Consider the following 25,387-nt stretch of genomic DNA (forward strand, 5'->3'; position numbering starts at 1 on the left):
AGGCCTTAACGTTATTTCCACCAGAGGTAGAATCGCCTATGTACCATGTTGTCGCGTCGGATTTAGACGGCACACTGTTATCGCCTGAGCACAGGCTTACGCCATTTGCCAAAGAGACATTAAAGCTGCTGGTAAACCAGGATATTCACTTTATTTTCGCAACTGGTCGGCACCATATTGATGTCAGCCAGATTAGGGATAACCTGGGTATTCAGTCGTATATGATTACGTCCAATGGCGCTCGGGTGCACGATAACCAGGGTAACCTGGTGTTCTCTCATGACCTGGACCGGGACATTGCTGGCGACTTGTACGGCATGGTTGTGGGCAACAAAGACATTACCACTAACGTGTATCGTGGTGATGAATGGTTTATCAGCCAACCACGGCCTGAAGATATGGTCTATTTCCGTGAGGCAGTATTTAACTACCAGGTGTTCCAGCCAGGTATGCTGGAAACCGATGGCGTCAGCAAAGTGTTCTTTACTTGTGACTCCCACGAGAAGCTGTTGCCACTGGAGCAGGCCATTAATGCCCGCTGGGGTGACCGGGTTAATGTCAGTTTCTCAACAGTAACATGCCTTGAAGTGATGGCAGGTGGTGTCTCAAAAGGCCATGCGCTGGAAGCGGTTGCGAAGGCGATGGGCTACCAGTTAAAAGACTGTATCGCGTTTGGCGATGGCATGAATGACAAAGAGATGCTCTCTATGGCCGGGAAAGGCTGCATCATGGGAAATGCTCATCAGCGCCTGAAAGACTTGTTGCCCGAACTGGAAGTGATTGGAACCAACGTAACTGATGCTGTACCGCATTATCTGCGGAAATTATTTCTCTCCTGAGAACGGCAGTTAACTAACGAGTGGTTTTATTTTAACCACTCGTAAACTAAATAGTTGGGCGCGCAGCTGCCTGTCTCGCTAAAATATTGGTTCGTTTCATTATGAGCCAATATGCCGTGATCTTACTGATAATCACCACTATCTTGTGGGCTTTTTCCTTCAGCCTGATAGGCGAATACCTCGCCGGTCATGTTGACAGCTACTTTTCTGTTTTGATGCGTATTGGCCTGGCCGCACTGGTCTTTTTGCCTTTCCTGCGAACCTGCGGGCAAAAATGGCGCACGTTATTGTCCTATATGCTGGTTGGCGCCATGCAACTGGGCGTGATGTATCTGTTCAGCTTCCGGGCTTATCTCTACCTGACAGTGTCGGAATTTCTGCTATTTACTATCTTCACTCCACTGTATGTCACACTGATATACGATGTGCTGAGCCGCCGCCGGTTGCGCTGGGGTTATGCGCTTAGTGCTTTGCTGGCGGTGACCGGTGCCGCGATTATTCGTTACGACAAACTGAGTGATCACTTCTGGCTCGGCTTGTTACTGGTGCAACTTGCCAATATCAGCTTTGCCATTGGCATGGTGGGCTACAAACGCCTGATGGAAGTGCACCCAATGCCGCAGCACAGTGCGATTTCCTGGTTTTATATGGGAGCACTGGTCGTGGCGGTTATTGCCTGGTTTACGTTGGGTAACCCAAATAAACTGCCAGAAACCTCGTTACAGTGGGGCATTCTGGTCTGGCTGGGAGTGGCTGCATCCGGGCTGGGGTATTTTATGTGGAACTATGGCGCGACACAGGTGGATGCCGGGACGCTTGGCATTATGAACAACGTCCATATCCCGGCCGGGCTGCTGGTAAACCTGGCTATCTGGCAGCAGCAACCCCACTGGAGTAGTTTTCTTATTGGCGCAGCAGTGATTCTGGCTTCACTGTGGGTGCATCGGCGCTGGGTCGTTCCGCATTCTTCACAAACGGCAGGTGGTCGCAGGCGTGCTGGCGCGCCGAGCGAGTAAACGCGTCAATAACCGGTTGGCGCTGCTCTCCGTCCCGCACGGCAGCGTACAACCGGCTCCATAAACCTTCACCTAATGTCCGGGTCACGACCAGCCCCTGTCGTTCAAAACTTTCCACTACCCAGTGCGGCAAGGCTGCAATCCCCATGCGGGCTGCCACCATTTGGATGAGCAGCAAAGTATTATCAACACTTTTTAACGATGGGCTGATACCTGCGGGCTGCAGAAAATGACGCCAGACATCAAGGCGCTGGCGCTGTACCGGGTAAATCAACAGCGTTTCACGTGCCAGGTCTTCCGGGCTGATTCGGGCTTTTCCTGCCAGTGGGTGATCTGCAGCCAGAACCAGACGTACTTCGAAATCAAACATCGGCGAATAATGCAGACCGCTACGCGGCAGAATATCGGATGTCAGTACGATATCCAGCTCACTTTGTTGTAAGGCGGGTTGCGGGTCGAAAGTGACGCCGGATTTAAAATCCATTTCTACCTGTGGCCACAACTTGTGGAAATGTTCCAGAGCGGGGGTCAGCCACTGGATGCAGCTATGGCATTCAATCGCAATGCGCAAAGTGCTTTGTTGTGGCTCATTGCAATCCTGCAGCGCCTGCTGAATTTGTGGCAACACCTGGGCGGCCAGTTGTAACAGGATTTCACCCTGGGGAGTGAAACGCAGAGGCTGGCTTTTACGGATAAACAGCCTGAACCCGAGCCGTTGCTCCAGATCGCTGAACTGGTGAGAAAGGGCGGATTGCGTCTGGTGCAGGACGGCAGCGGCAGCGGCCAGTGACCCACTACTGCGGAGTGCCTGCAGGGTTCTCAGGTGTTTTATCTCGATCATGAAAGTCCTTCACTTCGCCTTGAGGATTTTGCGCTTGAGGAATATACAGTACCTGCGGAATATAGATGTGTAAACATCTGGATGGCTAAATGGAGAAAGAAAATGACTGTCCTCAACCATACCCTCGGTTTTCCGCGTATTGGCCTGCGACGCGAACTGAAAAAAGCTCAGGAAAGTTATTGGGCTGGCACTCTGAGCCGTGAAGCGTTGTTCGAAACCGGGCGTGAATTACGCGCACGCCACTGGCAACAACAAAGTGATGCCGGTATCAACATACTCCCTGTTGGCGACTTCGCCTGGTACGACCATGTTCTTGGCACCAGTCTGTTGTTGGGCAATGTCCCTGCACGCCACCAAAATTCCGATGGCAGTATTGATATCGACACATTATTTCGTATCGGCCGTGGCCGGGCACCCACTGGGGAACCCGCTGCCGCCGCAGAAATGACCAAGTGGTTTAATACCAACTATCACTATATGGTGCCGGAATTTACCCTGGGGCAGTCATTTCACCTGGGCTGGACACAACTGTTGGATGAAGTTGATGAAGCGCTGGCTCTCAACCACAAGGTAAAGCCCGTATTACTGGGGCCAGTCACTTATCTTTGGTTGGGTAAAGTTAAAGGTGAGGCTTTTGACCGCTTGTCTTTGCTTAAGGACATTCTACCGGTTTATCAACAAGTTCTGGATGAACTGGCAAAGCGTGGCATTGAATGGGTACAAATTGACGAACCCGCTCTGGTCCTGCAATTGCCAAAGGCGTGGCTGGAGGTATTTAAACCGGCTTACGAGGCGCTGAATGGCCGGGTCAAATTACTGCTGACTACCTATTTTGAAGGTATCACCCCTAACCTCGAGACTATCACTGCATTACCTGTACAAGGGTTGCATGTCGATTTGGTTCACGGCCATGATGGTGTGACTGAATTACACCGCAAACTACCACCAGACTGGTTATTGTCTGCCGGTGTTATCAACGGGCGTAACGTCTGGCGTGCTGACTTAACACAAAAATACCAGCAACTTAAAGGTATTGCTGGCCAGCGCCCGCTATGGGTTGCCTCTTCTTGTTCTTTACTGCACAGCCCCATTGACCTGCGTGTTGAAACCCGCCTTGATGACGAAGTGAAAAGTTGGTTTGCCTTCGCAGTACAAAAATGTGAAGAGCTGGCGTTACTTGCTCATGCGCTGAATAGTGCTGATACCCGTAATCTGGTTGAATGGAGTGCCCCGATTCAGGCCCGGTCTGATTCTCGCCGTGTGCATAACCAGGCTGTTGCTGAGCGGCTTGCAGCCATTGGTGAACGAGACAGCCAGCGAGCAAGCGCGTACGCAAAACGCGCTCAATTGCAGCGTGCGCACTTTAATTTGCCTGCCTGGCCGACCACCACAATAGGTTCATTCCCGCAGACTAAAGAGATTCGCGGCCTGCGCCTGGATTTCAAACAGGGGCGTTTGGATGCGGGCAATTACCGCACCAGTATCGCTGAGCATATCCGCCAGGCGGTGCAGGAGCAGGAACGCCTGGGGCTGGACGTGCTGGTGCACGGTGAGGCAGAACGTAATGATATGGTTGAGTATTTTGGTGAGCATCTTGATGGTTTTGCTTTCACCCAAAACGGGTGGGTACAAAGTTATGGTTCGCGCTGTGTGAAACCGCCTGTTGTGACTGGCGATGTCAGCCGCCCGGCACCCATTACAGTTGAGTGGGCTAAATATGCCCAGTCATTAACAGATAAACCGATGAAAGGCATGTTGACCGGCCCGGTGACGATTTTATGTTGGTCATTCCCTCGCGAAGATGTCAGCCGCGAAACCATTGCGAAACAGATTGCCCTGGCACTGCGCGATGAAGTGGCAGACCTGGAAGCAGCAGGTATTGGCATTATCCAGATAGATGAGCCCGCGTTGCGTGAAGGTCTACCGCTACGCCAGAGTGACTGGCAGGATTATTTGGCATGGGCCGTGGAAGCATTCCGCCTGAATGCTGCGGTTGCTAAAGACGAAACACAGATTCATACCCATATGTGTTACTGCGAATTTAATGACATCATGGATTCCATTGCGGCACTGGATGCTGATGTTATTACTATCGAAACATCACGCTCTGATATGGAACTGCTGGAATCCTTTGAAGAGTTTGAATACCCGAACGAAATTGGGCCTGGTGTCTATGACATTCACTCACCCAATGTGCCTGATGTTGCCTGGATAGAAAACCTGCTGAAGAAAGCCGCCTGTTATATTCCGGCTGAGCGGTTGTGGGTAAACCCGGATTGCGGGCTGAAAACGCGGGGCTGGCAAGAAACCCGCGCAGCACTGGCAAATATGGTTGAGGCTGCCCGTAACCTGCGCCAGTCCTGTTAATCAATCCGTTTAAATGTGGCCTGCAATGAGTAGCCGGTAATGAGTAACCAGCAATGAAAAAGGAAAGGCTTTTGGCCTTTCCTTGTTTTTTTATAACGTTAGCTGCCTATTTTGCGCCTTTATCATATGCCGTGAACCAGGCGAGCATTCTTTCCCAGCCATCCTGCGCTGACGCCTGGTGGTAGCTGGGACGGTAGTCAGCGTTAAATGCGTGCCCCGCTTCCGGGTAAACCACGATTTCTGCTTTCGCATTTGCCGCGCGCAATGCCTGGCGCATGGTTTCTACACTGTCGAGCGGGATGCCGTCATCTTTGCCGCCATACAAGCCCAAAACAGGAGCGCTAAGGTTTGCAGTAACATCAACCGGGTGTTGAGGTGATGTCAGCGTGTGTGCGCCAACCAGGCGGCCATACCAGGCCACAGCAGCTTTAAGCTGGGGGTTATGTGCGGCATACAGCCAGCTAATACGACCGCCCCAACAAAAACCAGTAACAAACAAACGGTGCAGATCACCATGGTGTTTACCGGCCCAGCTAGCCACATGATCAAGGTCGGCCAGCACCTGAGCATCGGGTACTTTGCTCACCAGATCGCGGAGTAATGCGCTGATCTCATCGTATTCATTCGGGCACCCCTGGCGGAAATAGAGTTCCGGAGCTACGGCCAGATACCCCTGGTGCGCCAGACGCCTGCATACATCTTTTATATGTTCATGCACGCCGAAGATCTCTTGCACCACAATGACAACGGGCAAAGGAGCGGCTACTTCCTGTGGCCTTGCATACCAGGCTGGCATGTTTTCACCCTGGGTTGCTATGGTCGTTTCGCCTGTGTGTAACCCCTCATCGCTGGTATGAATGACGGTTGATGTTACCGGGGATACCGCAGGTGCGAATTGGTTATTGGCAGGCGTGGTTGTCTTTTTTTCTGTCATAGCAATCTCCATGTGAATAGCGCATAAACTTAACTATAGCTGCACAAGGGTGGGCTGGCAGTGTACAAAAAGTGTAATTAAAACAAATTTCTTAACTGGTCCGATTACAATTTGTGATTCATATCACAATTTATAAGCAACATAATGTAATCTTGAAGTTTTAAGGTGATTACTGTCACTTTTTAAAGCCAGATACTTCAGTAGAGTACAGTTTTACTTCACCCGAACATTGACTCAAAGAGGAGTGATTTATGTCCAGGTCTGATGTGTTTCATCTTGGGCTTACCAAAGCGGATTTACAGGGCGCAACACTGGCGATTGTTCCGGGCGATCCTGAGCGGGTGGAAAAAATAGCCGCATTAATGGATAACCCGGTAAAACTGGCCGCACACCGTGAATTTACGTCATGGAGAGCGGAGTTAGCCGGGAAATCGGTCATTGTTTGCTCCACCGGCATTGGTGGCCCGTCTACCTCGATTGCTGTTGAAGAGTTAGCTCAACTGGGTATTCGTACCTTCCTGCGTGTAGGGACCACTGGTGCCATTCAGCCGCATATCAATGTTGGCGATGTCCTGGTCACAACGGCATCTGTGCGCCTTGATGGCGCGAGCCTGCATTTTGCACCGATGGAGTACCCGGCGGTGGCGGATTTTGCCTGCACTACTGCATTAGTAGAAGCAGCCAAAGCTGTTGGTGCTACCACTCATATTGGGGTGACTGCATCGTCTGATACTTTTTACCCAGGCCAGGAACGCTATGACACGTTTTCCGGGCGCGTTGTCAGCCGCTTTAAAGGCTCTATGGAAGAGTGGCAACAAATGGGTGTCATGAACTACGAAATGGAATCTGCGACGCTGCTGACTATGTGTGCCAGCCAGGGTTTACGCGCCGGGATGGTTGCTGGTGTCATTGTTAACCGCACCCAGCAAGAAATCCCCAACGCGGAAACCATGAAACAAACGGAAAGCCATGCGGTGAAAATCGTGGTAGAGGCTGCGCGTCGCCTGCTCTGATTATTGCCAATACCCCAGCGGGGGACCCTCCGCTGGTTTATCTCATGCTCTCTTGTTCCTCCCTCCTGAACGGCGAAAAAACAGCCAAATTACCTCAAGATAGCCATCCTGCACCATAAAGCCTTTTAATCTGGACATTTATACAGCAAAATTTTAGCAGACTCAGATTTTCAGGTGGGAGGGAGTGTGGCATTTACCTGGTTTTTCCTTGCGGGCGGATTAGCCGTAGGCGGCTTAACGGGCTGGTTGCTTGCCAGTTTGCGCGCAGCACGGCATATGGCAGAAGAACAGGCCGCGCATCGTGATGTGTATGGTGAACTTATGGCAACCCGCCAGCAACTGGTGCAAAGCCAGCACTGGCAAGAAGAATACGAACAACTGAATCAGGAGTTGCGTAATCAACTGGATATTAACCGTATTCAGGAAGCAGACCTGCGGGAAATGGCCACCCGGCTGGAAGAAAACCGTTTACATACGGAAGATAAAAACCGGCAGATGATCAACAGTGAACAACGCCTGAGTGAACAGTTTGAAAACCTGGCTAACCGCATTTTTTCTCAAAGCCACCAACGTATGGATGAGCAGAACCGCCAGAGTTTGTCGGGCCTGCTGGCACCTTTGCGGGAACAACTGGACGGCTTTCGTCGCCAGGTGCAGGAGAATTTTGGAACAGAGGCACGTGAGCGGCATACCCTGACCCACGAAATTCGGCAACTACAGCAGCTCAATGCGAAGATGACGCAAGAGGCAGTCAACCTTACCCGTGCGCTGAAAGGTGATAATAAAACTCAGGGGAACTGGGGAGAAGTGGTTCTGGCTCGTGTTCTGGAAGCTTCCGGTTTGCGGGAAGGGGCCGAATATGAAACCCAGGTCAGTGTCACATTAGATAACCACAGCCGTATGCAGCCCGATGTGATTGTGCGCCTGCCACAAAATAAAGATGTGGTAATAGACGCCAAAATGACGCTGGTGGCCTATGAGCGCTATTTTAATGCCGATGACGATGTGACCCGTGAAGCGGCACTTAGTGAACATATTGCGGCAATACGTAACCATATTCGCCTGCTGGGCCGTAAAGATTATCAACAACTTCCCGGTTTACGCTCGCTGGATTATGTGCTGATGTTTATTCCGGTGGAGCCCGCTTTTTTATTGGCAATAGACCGCCAGCCAGAGCTGATTAGCGAAGCTTTGCGCAATAATATTATGCTGGTCAGCCCGACAACGCTGTTGGTGGCACTGCGCACGATAGCGAACCTGTGGCGCTACGAGCATCAAAGCCGTAATGCCCAACAAATCGCTGAGCGTGCAAGCCGGTTGTATGACAAAATGCGCCTCTTTGTTGATGATATGATGGCAATAGGGCAAAGCCTTAACAAAGCCCAGGACAATTATCACCAGGCAATGAAAAAATTAGCTCATGGGCGCGGGAATTTGCTGGTTCAGGCAGATTCATTCCGTGAGTTAGGGGTAGAGATCAAGCGTGAGATAAATCCTGAACTAACAGAACAGGCACGCCAGGAAGATACTGATGCCAGTGTGGCATCACGGCAGGATACGCCACTACCGCCCTGACAGGCGCAATAACAATCGTTCGGTGGTATTTTGCCACCGGGTTTGAGACTTAGAGCAATATTGCGCAATCTGTTACACTTCACACTCTTTTTTAGGATGGGCAGGCACTAAGATGGCTGATGAATCTGATTCAAAAGATACTACGCATTTCGGTTATCGCACCGTAGCGACAGAACAAAAGGCGGATATGGTCGCGCAGGTTTTTCATTCGGTGGCGTCAAAGTACGACCTGATGAACGATCTGATGTCCTTTGGTATTCATCGCATATGGAAGCGCTTCACTATTGACTGCAGTGGTGTACGGCGTGGGCAGTGTGTGCTCGATTTAGCGGGTGGTACTGGCGACCTGGCTGCCAAATTCTCGCGGCTGGTGGGCGAAAGCGGCAAAGTGGTGCTGGCAGATATTAATGACTCCATGTTGAAAATGGGGCGTGAGAAGCTGCGTAACCTCGGCATTGTCGGTAATGTTGAGTATGTTCAGGCCAACGCTGAAGCGCTGCCATTCCCGGACAATACCTTTGACTGCATTACCATCTCTTTTGGGTTGCGTAATGTGACAGATAAAGACAAAGCGTTGCGCTCAATGTTTCGCGTTCTGAAACCCGGTGGTCGGTTGCTGGTGCTGGAGTTTTCTAAACCCATTCTGAAACCGCTCAGTAAGGCTTATGACGCGTACTCTTTCCATGTCCTGCCGCGGATTGGCGAATTGGTTGCTCATGATTCGGAAAGTTACCGCTACCTGGCTGAGTCGATTCGCATGCACCCTGACCAGGAAACACTGAAGGGTATGATGGAAAACGCCGGGTTTGAAAACGTCACTTATTTCAATTTGACTGGCGGAATTGTCGCACTGCATCGCGGCTATAAATTCTGAAGAAAGACCTGACAGGAGGCGCAGGATGCCATTTATGCCATTGATGACAGCAGGGATTGAAACCGCACTGAATAAGCTGCTCTGGCAGGATAAAGCACTCAGGGCAGCTCGTCAGCGGTTATACGGGAAAGTATTGCGTATCACCCTTCAGGAACTGAATGCCCCTCTTGTTATGGTTTTCAGTGAACAACAACTGGATGTCGTGGCGCAGTGGGATGGTGAAGTCGATTGCACGGTGGTAACACGGTTATCGGTTTTGCCCTCTCTGCGAGACCGTAGTCAGCTAACTCAGCTGATTCGTCAGGGTGATCTTGAGGTCCAGGGCGATATCCAGGTTGTACAGAACATGGTGGCGCTACTTGACCTGGCTGAAACTGACCCGGCAGAAATGCTGGCTCCCTGGACGGGAGACGTTGTTGCAGAAGGCCTGAGCAGGGCTGTGCGCAATGGTGGCCAATTTTTGAAGCAACGGCTGGTACGCCAGCGCCAGAATGTATCTCAGGCAATAACTGAGGAGTGGCGTCTGGCGCCTGGCTCGCTTGAAGTTGCGTGGTTTACTGAAGAAGCACAAGCACTAAATACTGCTGTTGAAAACCTGAGTCAGCGGCTTGAGAAACTGGAGGCCAAATGACGCCAGGTGAGATTCGCCGCCTGTACTTCATCATTCGTACTTTTCTGACTTACGGCCTTGATGAACTTATCCCCAAAATGCGCATTACGCTGCCACTGCGTTTATGGCGGCGTTTGTTGTTCTGGTTGCCAAACCGGCATAAAGATTTGCCGCTAGGTGAGCGTCTGCGGTTGGCGTTACAGGAACTGGGCCCGGTCTGGATAAAGTTTGGCCAGATGTTATCCACTCGCCGGGATCTGTTTCCCCCGGCGATTGCGGATCAACTGGCTTTGTTACAAGACCGTGTTGCCCCCTTTGATGGTCGCCTTGCACAGCAACAAATCGAAAAGGCGATGGGCGATATTCCTGTGGAAACCTGGTTTGATGATTTTTCTGTCGAACCACTTGCGTCTGCATCTATTGCGCAGGTACATACCGCACGTCTGAAAGACAACGGCAAAGAGGTGGTTATTAAGGTTATCCGCCCGGATATCCAGCCTGTTATTAAAGCCGATATTCGGCTTATTTACCGCCTGGCGCGCTGGGTGCCACGCCTGATGCCGGATGGGCGCAGGTTACGCCCCACGGAAGTGGTGCGTGAATACGAAAAAACCTTAATGGACGAACTGAATTTACTGCGGGAAGCCGCCAATGGTATTCAGTTGCGCCGCAATTTCGAAAACAGCCCGATGCTGTACGTCCCGGAAGTTTACTCTGACTACTGCAGCGAGAATATGCTGGTCATGGAACGTATCTATGGGATACCGGTCTCAGATGTTGCAGCCCTGGAAAAAAATGGCACCAACATGAAGCTCCTGGCTGAGCGTGGGGTTCAGGTGTTTTTTACTCAGGTTTTTCGTGACAGTTTCTTTCACGCTGATATGCATCCGGGCAATATTTTTGTAAGTTACGAGCATCCGGAAAACCCGCAGTACATCGGTATCGATTGTGGGATTGTGGGGTCGCTTAATAAAGACGACAAACGCTATCTGGCTGAAAACTTTATCGCATTTTTTAACCGTGATTACCGCAAGGTAGCTGAACTGCATGTGGATTCAGGATGGGTTCCGCCAGATACCAATGTGGAAGAGTTTGAGTTTGCCATCCGTACCGTTTGTGAGCCGATTTTTGAAAAGCCGCTGGCGGAAATCTCCTTCGGCCATGTATTACTCAATCTGTTTAATACAGCCCGGCGGTTCAATATGGAAGTACAACCGCAACTGGTGCTGTTACAGAAAACCCTGTTATATGTAGAAGGTGTCGGGCGGCAACTTTACCCACAACTCGACTTATGGAAAACGGCAAAACCGTTCCTTGAATCCTGGATAAAAGACCAGGTGGGTATTCCCGCGCTGGTTCGGGCATTCAAAGAGAAAGCGCCATTTTGGGTAGAAAAAATGCCGGAAATCCCGGAGCTTTTTTATGAAAGTTTGCGCCAGGGGCGGCATTTACAGCACAGCATGGATAAGATTTCCCGTGAATTGCACGATAATCGGGTACGTCAGGGGCAGTCGCGATATTTGTTTGGTATTGGTGCAACACTGATTGTCAGTGGTACGCTGTTGCTAATTAATCGGCCTGACTGGGGTATGATGCCCGCATGGCTAATGGTAGGTGGCATCGCTGCGTGGCTTGTGGGCTGGTGGCGTACTACCTGATTTTTTCATTATGAAAGCGTAAGCCCCGCAATGCGCGAGGCCGGACTTCACTTTTCGTCTCTGAGGAACATTATGGGTGGTATTAGTATCTGGCAATTATTGATAATCGTTGTCATTGTTGTGTTGCTGTTTGGCACCAAGAAACTCAGTTCCCTGGGTTCTGATCTTGGCGCATCCATCAAAGGCTTTAAAAAAGCAATGAATGATGACGATGACGACAAAGGCGACAAAACGAAATCCGCACCTGATGCCGATTTCACCACCAAGAACTTGTCAGAAAAAACTGACGAGACCACGAAAGACGAACAGAAAAAGAGCGATAAAGAGCAGGTGTAAACAGTGTTCGATATTGGTTTTGGCGAGTTATTACTGATTTTTATAATTGGTCTGGTTGTGCTTGGGCCTGAACGCCTGCCTGTCGCTGTGAAAACAGTGGCGGGTTGGGTTCGGGCGTTGCGTTCGCTCGCCTCAACTGTGCAAAACGAGTTGGCGCAGGAGTTAAAGCTTCAGGAATTTCAGGACAGCCTGAAAAAAGTTGAAAAGGCGAGCATGGACCACCTGACGCCTGAACTGAAGTCTTCTATGGATGAACTGCGTGAGGCTGCTGAGTCAATGAAACGCTCCTATAGCCAGCATGATCCAGAAAAACTCAGCGATGAAGAAAACACTATTCGCAACCCTGCGAAGCAACAGGCAGAGCAGGATGAAATAGTATCTTCGTCAACTGAACCCGGTACAGCCTCAGAAACGGTAACATCGCACTCATCTGAAGCACCCGTCAACTCGTCTGATGTACACGAGCCTGAAACGATAGCAGGCGAAACCAGCGATGAAACTCCTGTGTCTTCCGTACCGACTAAAAAAGGGTAACTATGGCAGTCGATGATACCCAACCGCTGATTAGTCATCTGATTGAGCTTCGCAAACGCCTGCTGAATTGTATGATTGCTGTGCTGGTCATCTTTCTTGCGCTGGTCTACTTTGCCAATGACATCTATCAACTGATTTCGGCGCCATTAATTAAACAGATGCCCCATGGCGCGAGCATGATCGCAACCGATGTCGCATCGCCATTTTTCACCCCCATCAAGCTGACGATTATGGTGTCGGTGATTTTGTCGGCGCCCGTTATCCTGTACCAGGTGTGGGCATTTATTGCCCCAGCGCTCTACCGGCATGAGCGGCGCCTGGTGGTGCCATTGCTGGTTTCCAGCACGTTTTTGTTTTATATCGGCATGGCCTTTGCGTATTTTGTGGTTTTTCCCCTCGCATTTGGCTTCCTTACTCGTACCGCACCCGCAGGGGTTGTGATATCGACGGATATCACTAATTACCTCGATTTTGTCATGTCGCTCTTCATGGCGTTTGGTGTGGCGTTTGAAGTCCCCGTTGCGATTGTCCTGTTGTGCTGGATGGGTGTGACAACCCCGGCGGACCTGAAGAAAAAGCGTCCTTATATACTGGTTGGGGCATTTGTGGTGGGTATGCTGCTCACACCACCCGATATCTTTTCACAGACATTGCTGGCTGTGCCTATGTATTTGTTGTTTGAGATAGGCGTTTTCTGTTCCCGGTTTTATGTAGGGAAACGCCGTCCACGGGATACGTCCGATGACGAAGATCCGGATAACGCAGACAGCGCCAGCTAATTTCATTTAAACCGCCGCCCTTACCGGGCGGTCAGATTGATGAGAAAGAAGGAAAAAGCGTGGTTTTTCCTTCTTTTTAGTTAGCAGCCGAAAACCAATGAATTGATTTTCCTGTTTTTTTGTTGGGTGACATCCTCTCGCCTGTGCGTACATTAGGTTTGTCATCAGACTCACCGCCCTTACCGGGCGTTTTTTTCAGGTTACTCCCATGTTTGATATTGGTGTTAATTTAACCAGCTCACAGTTTGATAAAGACCGTGCTGATGTTGTTTCTCGCGCGCAAAACGCGGGTGTCCATGGTTTGTTAGTGACGGGAACCAGTGTGCAGGAAAGTGAACAGGCACTGGCGTGTGCTACTGAGTATAAGAATTGTTGGGCAACCGCCGGTGTACACCCCCATGATGCCAGCACCTGGAGTGAAACGGTGGCTGAGCGCATTTATCGCCTGGCCGGGCAAGATAAGGTGGTGGCAGTTGGCGAATGTGGGCTGGACTTTAACCGTAACTTTTCTTCCCCCCTTGATCAGGAGCGGGCTTTTTCTGCGCAACTGGCTATCGCGGCTGAATGTGAGTTACCCGTTTTTCTTCACTGCCGTGAAGCGCACGACCGCTTTATGGTGTTGCTAAAACCGTGGCTGAGTAAGCTGCCAGCGGTCGTATTACATTCTTTCACCGGAACCCGGCAAGAGGCGGATGAGTGCCTGGCGCATGGGATGTATCTGGGGGTGACCGGGTGGGTGTGTGATGAGCGCAGGGGGTTAGATCTACGGGAATTATTACCGGTAATTCCGGCAAGCCAGCTATTTCTGGAAACCGACGCACCTTATTTGTTGCCCAGAGATCTGTTGCCCAAACCGCGTTCCCGGCGTAATGAGCCTTGCCTGTTACCGCATATTTTTCAACAGGTCGCCCGGTGGCGTAATGAAGACCCAAATGAACTTGAGGCCGCTACAGACAATAATGTACGCCGGGTTTTTAACCTTAGTTTCTGATAGCCCCTGAACCCAGGTGTCAGATTTTGCGAAACTCGGTATTTTTAACGCTTCTCAACACTTGCTTGTTCAGCAGGTTAAGCAAAAGAATGGAGCGGGTTTCGCCATCGGGTTCGGTGAAAATGGCATCCAGCCCTTCGAATGTCCCATCCGTAATTACAACCTGGTCGCCAGGATATGGCGTCTCCGGGTCGGTAATATCTGAGCCCGGCTGGTAACACAATAATTGGTTGATGACATCGGTGGGCACAATGGCGGGTTGCGTGCCAAAACGCACAAAATGGCTGACTCCCCGGGTAGAATTGACCGTGGTTGTGTGAATCCTTTCCGGGTCGAATTCAACAAATAAATAGTTTGGAAATAAAGGTTCCTGAACGGCAGTACGTTTGCCTCGCACTATTTTTTCCAGTGTGATCATTGGCGTGACGCAATTGACAGACTGGCGCTCCAGATGCTCTTGCGCCCGTTGTACTTGCCCACGTTTACAATAAAGCAGATACCAGGATTCCATAATGTCTCTAATATTATCGCCCGACTGGCAAGCATAGCAAATAGTGCTTAAGAGGGATAGCCACTCGCGTAACGTGGCTATTTGCCAGTATATTTTCTCCTGCCGACTGCTGATTTAATTGTAAAGCTGCGTGCAGGTTGTGCGGTAAATTCACGCTAATTTAACAAAGTTACAGCATCAGCGGGCTGAAGCCCGTATAATGATGCGCTAAATTTGGTGCGAAAAAGAACAGCATGAAATATCACGACCTACGCGAATTTCTTACCCTGCTCGAAGCGCAGGGTGAACTAAAACGTATTACACTCCCTGTTGATCCCCATCTGGAAATAACAGAAATAGCTGACCGCACTCTGCGTGCTGGCGGACCCGCATTATTGTTTGAAAATCCAAAAGGTTACAATATGCCCGTACTGTGTAATTTATTCGGTACGGCAAAACGGGTTGCCATGGGTATGGGGCGTGACGATGTATCAGCGTTGCGTGAAGTGGGGACTTTGCTGGCGTTCCTTAAAGAACCTGAGGTTCCGAAGGGCTTTCGTGATTTATTCGATAAAATTCCGCACTTTAAACAAGTTCTGAATATGCCCGCAAAACGGGTACGTTCCGCGCCTTGCCAGGAGATTGTTCAGCAAGGGGATGATGTAGACCTGGGGCAGATCCCGGTGATGCACTGCTGGCCCGAAGATGCCGCCCCACTGATTACCTGGGGGCTGACGGTTACACGGGGGCCGCATAAGGAGCGCCAAAACCTGGGGATTTATCGCCAGCAGGTGTTGGGTAAAAATAAAATCATTATGCGTTGGTTATCCCACCGTGGTGGCGCGCTGGATTTTCAGGAGTTTTGCCAAACCAATCCAGGCGAGCGCTTCCCGGTTGCGGTTGCGCTGGGGGCAGACCCGGCCACGTTACTGGGCGCGGTCACCCCTGTGCCAGATACGTTGTCAGAGTATGCGTTCGCCGGGCTGCTGAGGGGTAACAAAACGGAAGTGGTCAAATGCCTGTCCAATGACCTCGAAGTGCCTGCCAGTGCCGAGATTGTACTGGAAGGTTACATTGAACCTGGCGAAATGGCAGTCGAAGGGCCTTATGGTGACCATACCGGGTACTACAATGAAGTAGATAGCTTCCCGGTGATGACTGTCACGCATATTACCCGCCGTGAAGATGCCATTTACCACTCCACATATACCGGCCGCCCGCCAGATGAACCGGCGGTGATGGGTGTGGCACTGAACGAAGTTTTTGTGCCTATTTTGCAAAAACAATTCCCGGAAATTATCGATTTCTATTTGCCGCCAGAAGGGTGTTCTTACCGTATGGCAGTAGTCACAATGAAAAAACAGTATCCGGGGCATGCCAAACGCGTAATGATGGGCGTATGGTCATTCCTGCGTCAGTTTATGTATACAAAGTTTGTTATTGTATGTGATGACGATATCAATGCGCGTGACTGGAATGATGTTATCTGGGCGATTACCACGCGTATGGATCCCGCCCGGGATACGGTGATGATTGAAAACACACCGATTGATTATCTGGATTTCGCCTCGCCTGTTTCCGGGCTGGGTTCGAAAATGGGGCTGGATGCCACAAATAAATGGCCAGGTGAGACACAGCGTGAGTGGGGGCATCCCATAACCAAAGATCCTGAAGTGGTGGCTCGTGTTGATGCTATCTGGTCGCAGCTTGGTATAGTGGATGACGGTAAAACTGCCTGAGCCGCAGCCGTTGCAACATCGCTTTAATGACCCGAAGAGGGAACGCATGACAATTTTAAGCTGTAAAGTGACCTCGGTAGAAGCCATTACGGATACGGTGTATCGCGTACGTTTACTACCGGAAGCTGATTTTTCTTTTCGTGCCGGGCAGTATTTGATGGTGGTGATGGATGAGCGGGATAAACGCCCGTTTTCTCTGGCTTCCACACCGTCTGAGCAAGGGTATATTGAACTGCACATTGGTGCGTCTGAACTGAACCTGTACGCAATGGCAGTAATGGACAGGATCCTGAAAGACCGTGAGATTGTTGTCGATTTGCCCCATGGTGAAGCCTGGTTGCGCGAAGATGATGACCGCCCGCTGGTTCTGATTGCTGGTGGTACGGGGTTCTCTTATGTCCGTTCAATTCTGCTCACTGCGCTGGAGCGTAACCCGCAGCGGGATATCGCAATTTACTGGGGCGGGCGTGAAGAAAAACACCTGTACGACCTCAGTGAACTTGAAGCGCTCACCCTTCAGCACCCCAATTTGCGGGTTGAGGCCGTGGTTGAACAGCCTGAGGAAGGTTGGCAGGGGCGCACCGGGACGGTACTGGCAGCAGTAATGCAGGATTACGGTACACTTGCCGGGCATGACATTTACATTGCCGGCCGTTTTGAAATGGCGAAAATTGCCCGTGAGCTGTTCTGTAATGAGCGTAGCGCGCGTGAGGACCGCATGTTTGGTGACGCGTTTTCATTCATCTGACAGCAACGACAGAGCGGGAGAACACCACGCAACTAAAGGGTGTTTTTCCGCCAAAAGAATGAAAAAACCCGCCCCTGACAGGCGGGAACACGGCAACTAAATCGGTTATTCAGTTCGTTCAAAAACGGTCGCAATGCCCTGACCCAGCCCAATACACATTGTCGCCAGGCCAAACTGCGCATCTTTCCTTGCCATAATATTCAACAAGGTTGTGCTGATACGCGCACCGGAGCACCCCAATGGGTGACCTAACGCGATGGCTCCGCCGTTAAGATTTATTTTCTCATCCAGCATATCCATAAGCCCCAGGTCTTTAATACAAGGCAGTACCTGAGCTGCGAAAGCTTCATTCATTTCAAAAACATTGATGTCTGCGGGTGTCAGGCCAGCTTTTTTGAGCGCCAGTTTTGATGCGGGCACCGGGCCATAGCCCATAATTGAAGGGTCACAACCTACTACGGACATAGAACGAATTCGGGCCCGAATGGGTAACCCAAGGGACTTCGCCCGGCTCTCACTCATGACCAGCAGAGCTGCGGCCCCATCGGACAGTGCGGATGAACTGCCTGCGGTAACGGTACCGGTGACGGGATCAAAGGCCGGTTTCAGTGCCGCGAGACTTTCCAGGCTGGTCTCAGGGCGAATAACTTCATCTGCGCTTAGCATGACCGGAACGCCTTGAGCATCATGACCGCCGGTTGGCACAATTTCACTTTTGAACGCACCAGACTGTGTTGCGGCAAAAGCACGTTTGTGTGACCGTTCGGCAAACGCATCCTGCATTTCACGGGAAATACCGTGCATTCGGGCCAGCATTTCCGCTGTAAGCCCCATCATCCCCGCCGCTTTGGCAACATTGCGGCTCAAACCCGGGTGAAAATCCACACCGTGGCTCATGGGAACATGACCCATATGTTCCACACCGCCGACCAGGCAAACATGGGCATCTCCGGTCATTATCATGCGAGCGGCGTCGTGGAGGGCCTGCATGGATGAGCCGCACAGTCGGTTAACGGTCACCGCTGGCACACTGTGCGGGATCTCAGCAAGCAGGGCAGCATTGCGGGCAACGTTGAAACCCTGCTCCAGAGTTTGTTGAACACAGCCCCAATAGATATCGTCAATATCTGCTGCGTCCAGCGCCGGGTTGCGTGCCAGCAGGCTGCGCATCAAGTGAGCAGATAAATCTTCTGCACGGGTGAAGCGAAATGCTCCGCCTTTTGAACGGCCCATTGGGGTTCTGATGGCATCAACGATGACAACTTTTTCCATAACTCACTCCTCAGGCGCATTTCAGGTTACTGGATGGGCGGGCAGGCTCCACGGATGGATAATAGCTTGCGTTGGTGCGGGCTTTTTCGCGTAAGCCATCGGTGACGGCATACAGAGGCCCAAGTTCCTGGTAGTGTTCTGCCATATCGAGATATTTGGCACTTCCCAGCGTATCCAGCCAGCGCAGTGCACCACCATGGAATGGAGGGAAGCCAAGGCCGTACACCAGCGCAATGTCTGCTTCTTCGGGTGAAGCAATAATGTTTTCTTCCAGGCAGCGAATAACTTCGTTAACCATGGGGATCATCATGCGCGCAATAATCGTTTCATCACTGAACTGAGCCGCGGGCTGGCAAACCTCGCTGAGCAGGCCAGTAACACTGTCATCAGCGATTTTACGCGGTTTGCCCTTGCTGTCGGTTTCATAGCGCCAGAAGCCCTGGCCATTTTTTTGCCCATAACGCCCGGCGTCAAACAGCACATCAATGGCATCGCGGTAGTCTTTCTGCATGCGCTGTGGGTAGCCAGCTGCCATTACGGCCTGGGCATGGTGGGCGGTATCGATTCCGACCACATCCAGCAGGTAAGCCGGGCCCATCGGCCAGCCAAACTGTTTTTCCATCACCCGGTCAATCTGGCGGAAATCAGCACCATCTTTGAGTAGTTGGCTGAAACCGGCAAAGTACGGGAACAGAACCCGGTTTACGAAGAACCCCGGGCAATCGTTCACCACTATTGGTGTTTTCCCCATTTTGCTGGCCCAGGCAACCACTTTGGCAAGTGTGGTTTCACTGGTTTGCTTACCGCGAATCACTTCGACCAGCGGCATACGGTGCACCGGGTTAAAAAAGTGCATGCCACAGAAATTCTCCGGGCGTTGTAATGCACCGGCCAGCTCGCTGATAGGAATTGTCGATGTATTAGAAGCCAGTACGCAGTCCTGGCGAATGTGACTTTCGGTTTCGGCCAGCACAGCTTTTTTAATTTTCGGGTTCTCAACAACCGCTTCAACCACCACATCGGCTTTCTCAAAACCTGCATAGTGCAGTGTCGGCTGAATAGTCGCCATCACACTGGCGAGCCTGATACCATCAATTTTTCCGCGCTCAAGTTGTTTGTTCAGCAACTTACTGGCTTCACTGATGCCCAGTGCCAGCGCCTTTTCATTGATATCTTTCATAAGTACCGGTACGCCTTTCCAGGCCGACTGCCAGGCGATACCGCCACCCATAATTCCCGCACCCAACACAGCTGCCTGCTGTGGTAATGCAACGTCGCGGCTGTATTTTTTCGCCAGGCTTTTTACATGCTGATCATTAAGGAAAATGCCAACCAGAGCACGGGCCTGAGGGGAGTGAGCCAGGGGGACAAAACTTTGATTTTCCAGTTTCAGGGCGTCATCCCTGCCCATTGAAGCGGCGGCTTCTATCGTTTTCACGGCTGTAATTGGTGCCGGGTAATGTTTCCCTGCTGTTTGAGCGACCATACCTTTCGCAATTGTAAAACTCATGGCGGCTTCAATTTTACTGAGTTTCAGCGGCGCCAGTTTTACAGCTCGTTTACTGCGCCAGTCCATGCTCCCGGCTATCGCCTGTTGCAATACCTGCACTGCCGCAGTTTTCAGGTTATCCTGGTTTACCACACCATCAACCAGGCCAATTTTCAGTGCCTGTTGTGCATCCACATCTTTGCCCGCAGCAATGATTTCCAGCGCGCTGTCTGCGCCAAGCAAGCGAGGCAAGCGAACAGAACCGCCAAACCCAGGCATAATCCCCAGTTTTGTTTCCGGTAAACCAATACGTGCTTCCGGTGTGGCAAGGCGGAAATCAGTTGCCAGCACACATTCGCAACCACCACCCAGTGCATAACCATTAACAGCAGATAGGGTTGGTACAGGCAGATCTTCAAGGCGGTTAAATACGCTATTGGCGAAGTGCAACCATTGGCTGAGCTGCTCGGCCGGAACCAAAAACAGAGAAAGAAACTCCATGATATCTGCGCCGACAATAAAGGCATTTTTATCCGAACGCAGTAACAGACCTTTTAGATCTTTCTGTTTTTCAAGTATATCCAATGCATTTCCGAGGCTGGCAACCGTTGCGGTGTCCAGCTTATTGACTGAACCGGGCGCGCTAAAAACCAGTTCGGCAATGCCATTTTCCAGCCAGTCGAGATAAAGGGTTTCACCTTGGTAGAGCATGTCAGTCTCCTGAATCCAGCAAAGGGATCTGGTCGTACCAGATGAGCGGAGTGTGGAATTTATGTTAAAAAAATGCAAATTAATCTTTAATTTTTTGCTGGAAAGATCACGGATACGCGAAAACACGCTCTGGATAAGCGGGTGTGTTAAAATGCCCACTTCAGGGTTAACGTACAAAGGGTAAGTTATGGACTCGTTAGTTACACTGTATAAAGAACATATTGAGGCATTGCAGGAACGTACTCGCAATGTTCTGGCGCGTTTCAATCTGGATGCACTACTGATTCATTCCGGTGAATTATTTAATGTTTTTCTCGATGATCACCCTTATCCATTTAAAGTTAACCCGCAGTTTAAAGCCTGGGTACCTGTTACACAGGTACCTAATTGTTGGCTGTTGGTAGATGGCGTAAATAAACCCAAATTGTGGTTCTGGTTGCCTGTTGATTACTGGCATAACGTTGAACCGTTACCACAATCTTTCTGGACAGATGAAATTGATCTGAGCGCTTTGGCTAATGCCAAAGAGATTGGCAGCATGCTGCCCGCGCAGCGCAAAAATATTGCTTATATTGGACCGGTTCCGGAACGCGCTCTGCAACTCAACATTGAAGCCAGCAATATTAACCCTCAGGGAGTGATTGATTACCTGCACTTCTACCGGGCCTATAAAACTGAGTATGAACTGGCCTGCATGCGCGAGGCGCAAAAAATGGCCGTAGTTGGCCACCATGCCGCTCATGATGCCTTTTTATCCGGGATGAGTGAGTTTGATATCAATCAGGCTTATTTAACCGCGACGGGTCACCGGGACACTGACGTTCCTTACGGCAATATCGTGGCGCTGAATGAGCATGCGGCAGTATTGCACTACACAAAACTGGATCACCAGGTCCCGGCTAAAAACCTCAGTTTCTTGCTGGACGCAGGGGCTGAATACAACGGTTATGCCGCAGACCTGACGCGCACATGGTCGGCGCAAAATGACAATGACTTCGCCGCGCTGATTAAAGACGTGAATGAACACCAGCAGGCGCTGATTGCCACCATGCAGGCTGGCACACGTTATACCGAATATCATTTACAGTTCCATCAGCGTATTGCGCAGATACTACGTAAACACCAGATAATTACTGGCATCAGTGAAGAGGCAATGGTAGATGCGGATATTACCGGGCCTTTCATGCCTCATGGCATTGGGCATCCTCTGGGGCTGCAGGTGCATGATGTAGCCGGATTCATGCAGGATGACTCCGGCACAAACTTACCGGCACCAGAGAAGTACCCGTATCTGCGTTGTACCCGGGTGCTTGAACCCGGTATGGTGCTGACTATCGAGCCAGGCATCTATTTTATTGAGTCTTTGCTTTCAGCCTGGCGAGAAGGGCCTTATAGCAAGCACTTTGACTGGCAGAAAATTGAAGCACTGAAACCGTTTGGCGGTATTCGTATCGAAGATAACGTGGTAATTCATGAGAAAAGCGTTGAGAACATGACCCGAGACCTGAAACTCAGCTAATGGAGAGCTGGCTCATACCCACTGCGCCAGTTGAAGTGAGCGCCGAGATAAAAAAAAGCCGGTTTATTACTTTCCTGGCGCACACAGATGGCGTGGCGGCGGCGAAAGCATTTGTTGAGCAGGTACGTTCAATGCACCCCAGTGCCCGGCATCATTGCTGGGCCTGGGTGGCCGGTGCTCCTGACGACTCACAGCAACTCGGTTTCTCCGATGACGGCGAGCCTGCCGGAACCGCAGGTAAACCGATTCTGGCGCAGTTACAGGGAAGTGGCGTGGGCGAAATTACCGCTGTAGTGGTGCGTTATTATGGTGGTGTATTACTGGGTACTGGTGGGTTAGTAAAAGCCTATGGTGGCGGTGTCGGCGATGCGTTAGCCCAGTTAACGACTCAGCGGAAAATGGCGCTTAAGACCTATACTTTGCGTTGTGAATATGGGTTGCTGGCTGCTGTTGAGGGGCTAGTCGTTCAAACGCAAGGGCTCATTGTTTCCAGCGACTACCAGGATGTGGTGCAGTTAACTATCGCGTTGCCGCCGAGCCATGTTGATGTGTTTCGTTCGCGCCTGGCAGATATGAGCCGGGGTTCGATGCAATTATTTCCTGTTGTGTAGTCTCTATTATTTTCGAAGGATCCGCGCGTGATGCATTTTCGCCCTATAGTCAGAATTGTTGGCTTACTGGTTATTTTATTTTCGGGAACGATGTTTATTCCCGGGCTGGTGGCCCTGATATATCGCGATGGTGCGGGGAGAGCCTTTACACAAACCTTTTTCGTCGCGCTGGCGATAGGCGCGCTGCTGTGGTGGCCTAACCGTCGCCAAAAGCGCGAGTTAAAGCCCCGGGAAGGTTTTCTGATAGTCGTGCTGTTCTGGACTGTCCTTGGGAGCGTAGGGGCACTGCCCTTTATTTTTGCTGAGCGCCCCAATCTGACGGTTACCGATGCTTTTTTTGAATCTTTTTCCGGCCTAACAACGACAGGCGCAACAACACTGGTTGGCCTGGATACACTTCCCCACGCAATTTTGTTTTACCGCCAAATGCTGCAGTGGTTTGGCGGTATGGGAATCATTGTGCTGGCGGTGGCAATTCTGCCAATTTTGGGTGTTGGGGGGTTGCAGCTCTATCGGGCGGAAATGCCGGGGCCACTGAAAGATAACAAAATGCGCCCGCGTATTGCAGAAACGGCCAAAACACTGTGGCTTATCTACGTATTACTGACAATTGCCTGCGCTGTAGCATTGTGGTTTGCCGGGATGCCAGTGTTTGATGCCATCAGCCACAGTTTTGCCACTATCGCCATAGGTGGTTTCTCTACCCATGATGCCAGTATTGGTTACTTCGACAGCCCGGCTATTAACTCGATTATCGCACTGTTTTTATTGATTTCAGGGTGTAACTACAGTCTGCATTTTTCTTTGCTAAGCGGGAGAAGTTTGAAGGTGTACTGGCGTGACCCTGAATTTCGTATGTTTATTGGGGTGCAATTCACGCTGGTACTGATTTGTACTCTGGTGCTAATTCTGCATCGTACCTACGGCTCTTTCTGGCAAACCCTGAACCAGTCTTTTTTTCAGGTAGTCTCCATGGCAACAACGGCAGGGTTTACTACAGACAGTATTGCCCGCTGGCCCCTTTTCCTGCCGGTATTACTATTATGTTCGGCATTTATTGGTGGTTGTGCTGGTTCTACCGGTGGTGGCCTGAAAGTTATCCGTATTCTGCTGCTATTTAAACAAGGTAACCGTGAGCTTAAACGCCTGGTACACCCTAATGCGGTTTACAGCATCAAGTTAGGGAACCGGGCATTGCCAGAACGCATTCTGGAAGCTGTATGGGGGTTTTTCTCTGCTTATGCACTGGTATTCATTATCAGTATGCTGGCGATTATCGCGACAGGTGTTGATGATTTTTCCGCGTTCGCATCAGTCGTCGCCACACTTAATAACCTGGGGCCAGGGCTTGGGGTTGTGGCAGATAACTTTGCCAGTATGAATCCAGTTGCTAAATGGATTCTGATTGCCGATATGCTATTCGGACGGCTTGAAGTCTTTACACTACTGGTTTTGTTTACCCCGACTTTCTGGAAAGAATAAGAAGGACAACATGAGAACGCTGATTTTATTTTCCAGCCGGGATGGGCATACACGGGAAATTGCACACTATGTTGCAACACAACTACGCACTGAAGGAGAAGAGTGCGAAGTAATGAACCTGCACCGCACACCTGATATCGAATGGGCGCTCTTTGACAAGGTCATCATTGGCGCATCTATTCGTTATGGGCACTTCCATTCTTCACTCGGTAATTTTGTAAAACGCCATGCTTCGGTACTAAACCAACTCCCCAGTGCTTTCTTTGCGGTGAACCTGGTTGCCAGAAAGCCAGAGAAAAGAACGCCACAGACTAACAGCTACGCACGCAAGTTTTTGTCGGATTCGCCATGGGCTCCTTCGCTCAGTGCCGTTTTTGCCGGAGCGCTGCGTTACCCCAAATACCGTTGGTATGACCGGTTAATGATTTTACTGATCATGAAAATGACAGGGGGAGAGACTGATACCAGGAAAGAAGTGGTCTACACAGACTGGGCACAGGTTGATGCTTTTACCCGTGAAGTTGCTCGCTTACCCAGCAAAAAGTTGTAAAAATGTGCGCTTTGTTCGAAAAGCAGGCGAACGATAATTTTTTTGTATTAAACACTTGCCAGCTTCAGATTAGGCCCTATAATGCGCCTCCACTGACACGGCACAACGGCAAACAAACCGGCCTGTCAGGCAAAGTTAAGTGAAAATAAATGCTTGACTCTGCAGCGGGAAAGCGTAATATACGCAGCCCGCGCCACCCGGAAATACGGTGGCAACGCTCTTTAACAATTTATCAGACAATCTGTGTGGGCACTCATAAGCACTGATATCTTAACGTCGAAAGACGCTAAAAATTATCAAGTCTTAAAGAGTGACTAACAGTTAATTCATTACGAATAAACAGTTTAATTCTTTGAGCATCAAACTTTAAATTGAAGAGTTTGATCATGGCTCAGATTGAACGCTGGCG

23 protein-coding genes are annotated in these 25,387 nt (G+C 50.6%); 18 read left to right on the plus strand and 5 right to left on the minus strand.

From position 1 onward, the window contains the following. The first annotated feature begins 38 nt into the window (after positions 1 to 38). Entirely contained in the window at positions 39 to 839 is an 801-nt protein-coding gene (gene yigL, locus DT73_RS22420) for a sugar/pyridoxal phosphate phosphatase YigL (RefSeq protein WP_036115499.1), read from the plus strand. Between the two features lie 116 nt (positions 840 to 955). Next, the gene (locus tag DT73_RS22425) at positions 956 to 1,855 is read left to right on the plus strand and encodes a carboxylate/amino acid/amine transporter (protein ID WP_036115572.1); all 900 of its coding nucleotides are present in this window, start codon (positions 956 to 958) and stop codon (positions 1,853 to 1,855) included. Here the strand turns inward: DT73_RS22425 and metR are convergent. Then, positions 1,743 to 2,696, minus strand: a complete 954-nt coding sequence (metR, locus tag DT73_RS22430; RefSeq protein ID WP_036115502.1) for an HTH-type transcriptional regulator MetR — start codon at positions 2,694 to 2,696, stop codon at positions 1,743 to 1,745. The two genes, DT73_RS22425 and metR, sit on opposite strands and share 113 nt — an antisense overlap. A gap of 102 nt (positions 2,697 to 2,798) precedes the next feature. On the opposite strand from metR, the gene metE reads away from it, so the two are divergent. Then, positions 2,799 to 5,063: a 5-methyltetrahydropteroyltriglutamate--homocysteine S-methyltransferase gene (metE, locus tag DT73_RS22435; protein WP_036115506.1), complete on the plus strand. Its 2,265-nt coding sequence runs from the start codon at positions 2,799 to 2,801 to the stop codon at positions 5,061 to 5,063. Between the two features lie 106 nt (positions 5,064 to 5,169). Here the strand turns inward: metE and DT73_RS22440 are convergent, their stop codons facing one another. Continuing rightward, complete coding sequence (locus tag DT73_RS22440) at positions 5,170 to 5,997, minus strand: dienelactone hydrolase family protein (RefSeq protein ID WP_036115509.1); 828 nt, start codon at positions 5,995 to 5,997, stop codon at positions 5,170 to 5,172. A gap of 251 nt (positions 5,998 to 6,248) precedes the next feature. Here DT73_RS22440 and udp point away from each other — a divergent pair, with 251 nt between their 5' ends. The 9 genes from udp to tatD all read left to right on the plus strand — a co-directional run bounded on the left by udp (position 6,249) and on the right by tatD (position 14,367). Then, positions 6,249 to 7,010, plus strand: a complete 762-nt coding sequence (gene udp / locus DT73_RS22445) for a uridine phosphorylase (protein WP_036115512.1) — start codon at positions 6,249 to 6,251, stop codon at positions 7,008 to 7,010. 186 nt (positions 7,011 to 7,196) lie between these two features. Then, positions 7,197 to 8,585 carry a DNA recombination protein RmuC gene (rmuC, locus tag DT73_RS22450; protein ID WP_036115515.1) on the plus strand — a complete coding sequence of 463 codons (1,389 nt, stop codon included), beginning with the start codon at positions 7,197 to 7,199 and terminating at the stop codon, positions 8,583 to 8,585. Between the two features lie 112 nt (positions 8,586 to 8,697). After that, positions 8,698 to 9,459 (plus strand): bifunctional demethylmenaquinone methyltransferase/2-methoxy-6-polyprenyl-1,4-benzoquinol methylase UbiE, encoded by a 762-nt coding sequence (gene ubiE, locus DT73_RS22455; protein ID WP_036115518.1) that lies wholly within the window; start codon positions 8,698 to 8,700, stop codon positions 9,457 to 9,459. A gap of 25 nt (positions 9,460 to 9,484) precedes the next feature. Then, entirely contained in the window at positions 9,485 to 10,090 is a 606-nt protein-coding gene (locus DT73_RS22460) for an SCP2 domain-containing protein (RefSeq protein ID WP_036115520.1), read from the plus strand. Next, complete coding sequence (gene ubiB / locus DT73_RS22465; protein WP_036115521.1) at positions 10,087 to 11,727, plus strand: ubiquinone biosynthesis regulatory protein kinase UbiB; 1,641 nt, start codon at positions 10,087 to 10,089, stop codon at positions 11,725 to 11,727. Before DT73_RS22460 ends, ubiB begins: the two co-directional genes overlap by 4 nt. Before the next feature lie 72 nt (positions 11,728 to 11,799). Continuing rightward, on the plus strand, positions 11,800 to 12,063 hold the full coding sequence (tatA, locus tag DT73_RS22470; protein WP_036115524.1) for a Sec-independent protein translocase subunit TatA: 264 nt from the start codon (positions 11,800 to 11,802) through the stop codon (positions 12,061 to 12,063). Positions 12,064 to 12,066: 3 nt separating this feature from the next. Next, positions 12,067 to 12,597 (plus strand): Sec-independent protein translocase protein TatB, encoded by a 531-nt coding sequence (gene tatB / locus DT73_RS22475; protein WP_036115526.1) that lies wholly within the window; start codon positions 12,067 to 12,069, stop codon positions 12,595 to 12,597. Positions 12,598 to 12,599: 2 nt separating this feature from the next. Continuing rightward, complete coding sequence (gene tatC / locus DT73_RS22480) at positions 12,600 to 13,376, plus strand: Sec-independent protein translocase subunit TatC (RefSeq protein WP_036115528.1); 777 nt, start codon at positions 12,600 to 12,602, stop codon at positions 13,374 to 13,376. A 208-nt stretch (positions 13,377 to 13,584) separates the two neighbouring features. Beyond that, a complete protein-coding gene (gene tatD / locus DT73_RS22485; protein WP_036115532.1) occupies positions 13,585 to 14,367 on the plus strand; it encodes a 3'-5' ssDNA/RNA exonuclease TatD in 783 nt (260 codons plus the stop codon). A 19-nt stretch (positions 14,368 to 14,386) separates the two neighbouring features. On the opposite strand, the gene rfaH is transcribed toward tatD, so the two are convergent. Next, on the minus strand, positions 14,387 to 14,878 hold the full coding sequence (gene rfaH / locus DT73_RS22490) for a transcription/translation regulatory transformer protein RfaH (RefSeq protein WP_036115537.1): 492 nt from the start codon (positions 14,876 to 14,878) through the stop codon (positions 14,387 to 14,389). A gap of 233 nt (positions 14,879 to 15,111) precedes the next feature. Between rfaH and ubiD the strand changes: the two genes are divergently transcribed. Both ubiD and fre read left to right on the plus strand, forming a co-directional pair. Then, positions 15,112 to 16,596: a 4-hydroxy-3-polyprenylbenzoate decarboxylase gene (ubiD, locus tag DT73_RS22495; RefSeq protein WP_036115541.1), complete on the plus strand. Its 1,485-nt coding sequence runs from the start codon at positions 15,112 to 15,114 to the stop codon at positions 16,594 to 16,596. A gap of 46 nt (positions 16,597 to 16,642) precedes the next feature. Beyond that, complete coding sequence (gene fre / locus DT73_RS22500) at positions 16,643 to 17,344, plus strand: NAD(P)H-flavin reductase (RefSeq protein ID WP_036115543.1); 702 nt, start codon at positions 16,643 to 16,645, stop codon at positions 17,342 to 17,344. 105 nt (positions 17,345 to 17,449) lie between these two features. Here fre and fadA read toward each other — a convergent pair whose 3' ends face one another. Continuing rightward, positions 17,450 to 18,616, minus strand: coding sequence for an acetyl-CoA C-acyltransferase FadA (gene fadA, locus DT73_RS22505; protein ID WP_036115547.1), 1,167 nt, complete (start codon positions 18,614 to 18,616; stop codon positions 17,450 to 17,452). A 10-nt stretch (positions 18,617 to 18,626) separates the two neighbouring features. Then, the gene (gene fadB / locus DT73_RS22510) at positions 18,627 to 20,816 is read right to left on the minus strand and encodes a fatty acid oxidation complex subunit alpha FadB (protein WP_036115549.1); all 2,190 of its coding nucleotides are present in this window, start codon (positions 20,814 to 20,816) and stop codon (positions 18,627 to 18,629) included. Positions 20,817 to 21,003: 187 nt separating this feature from the next. Between fadB and pepQ the strand changes: the two genes are divergently transcribed. The 4 genes from pepQ to hemG are packed head-to-tail and all read left to right on the plus strand — an operon-like array spanning position 21,004 to position 24,978. Continuing rightward, entirely contained in the window at positions 21,004 to 22,335 is a 1,332-nt protein-coding gene (gene pepQ / locus DT73_RS22515; RefSeq protein ID WP_036115552.1) for a Xaa-Pro dipeptidase, read from the plus strand. Further along, positions 22,335 to 22,946, plus strand: coding sequence for an IMPACT family protein (locus DT73_RS22520; RefSeq protein ID WP_036115554.1), 612 nt, complete (start codon positions 22,335 to 22,337; stop codon positions 22,944 to 22,946). The genes pepQ and DT73_RS22520 overlap by 1 nt, the downstream gene beginning before the upstream one ends. A 30-nt stretch (positions 22,947 to 22,976) precedes the next feature. Next, complete coding sequence (gene trkH, locus DT73_RS22525) at positions 22,977 to 24,428, plus strand: Trk system potassium transporter TrkH (protein ID WP_036115557.1); 1,452 nt, start codon at positions 22,977 to 22,979, stop codon at positions 24,426 to 24,428. A 10-nt stretch (positions 24,429 to 24,438) separates the two neighbouring features. Further along, positions 24,439 to 24,978, plus strand: a complete 540-nt coding sequence (gene hemG, locus DT73_RS22530) for a menaquinone-dependent protoporphyrinogen IX dehydrogenase (protein WP_036115560.1) — start codon at positions 24,439 to 24,441, stop codon at positions 24,976 to 24,978. Positions 24,979 to 25,387 lie beyond the last annotated feature (409 nt).

The sequence above is a fragment of the Mangrovibacter sp. MFB070 genome, from assembly GCF_000705335.1.
Classification (GTDB): Bacteria; Pseudomonadota; Gammaproteobacteria; order Enterobacterales; family Enterobacteriaceae; genus Mangrovibacter; species Mangrovibacter plantisponsor.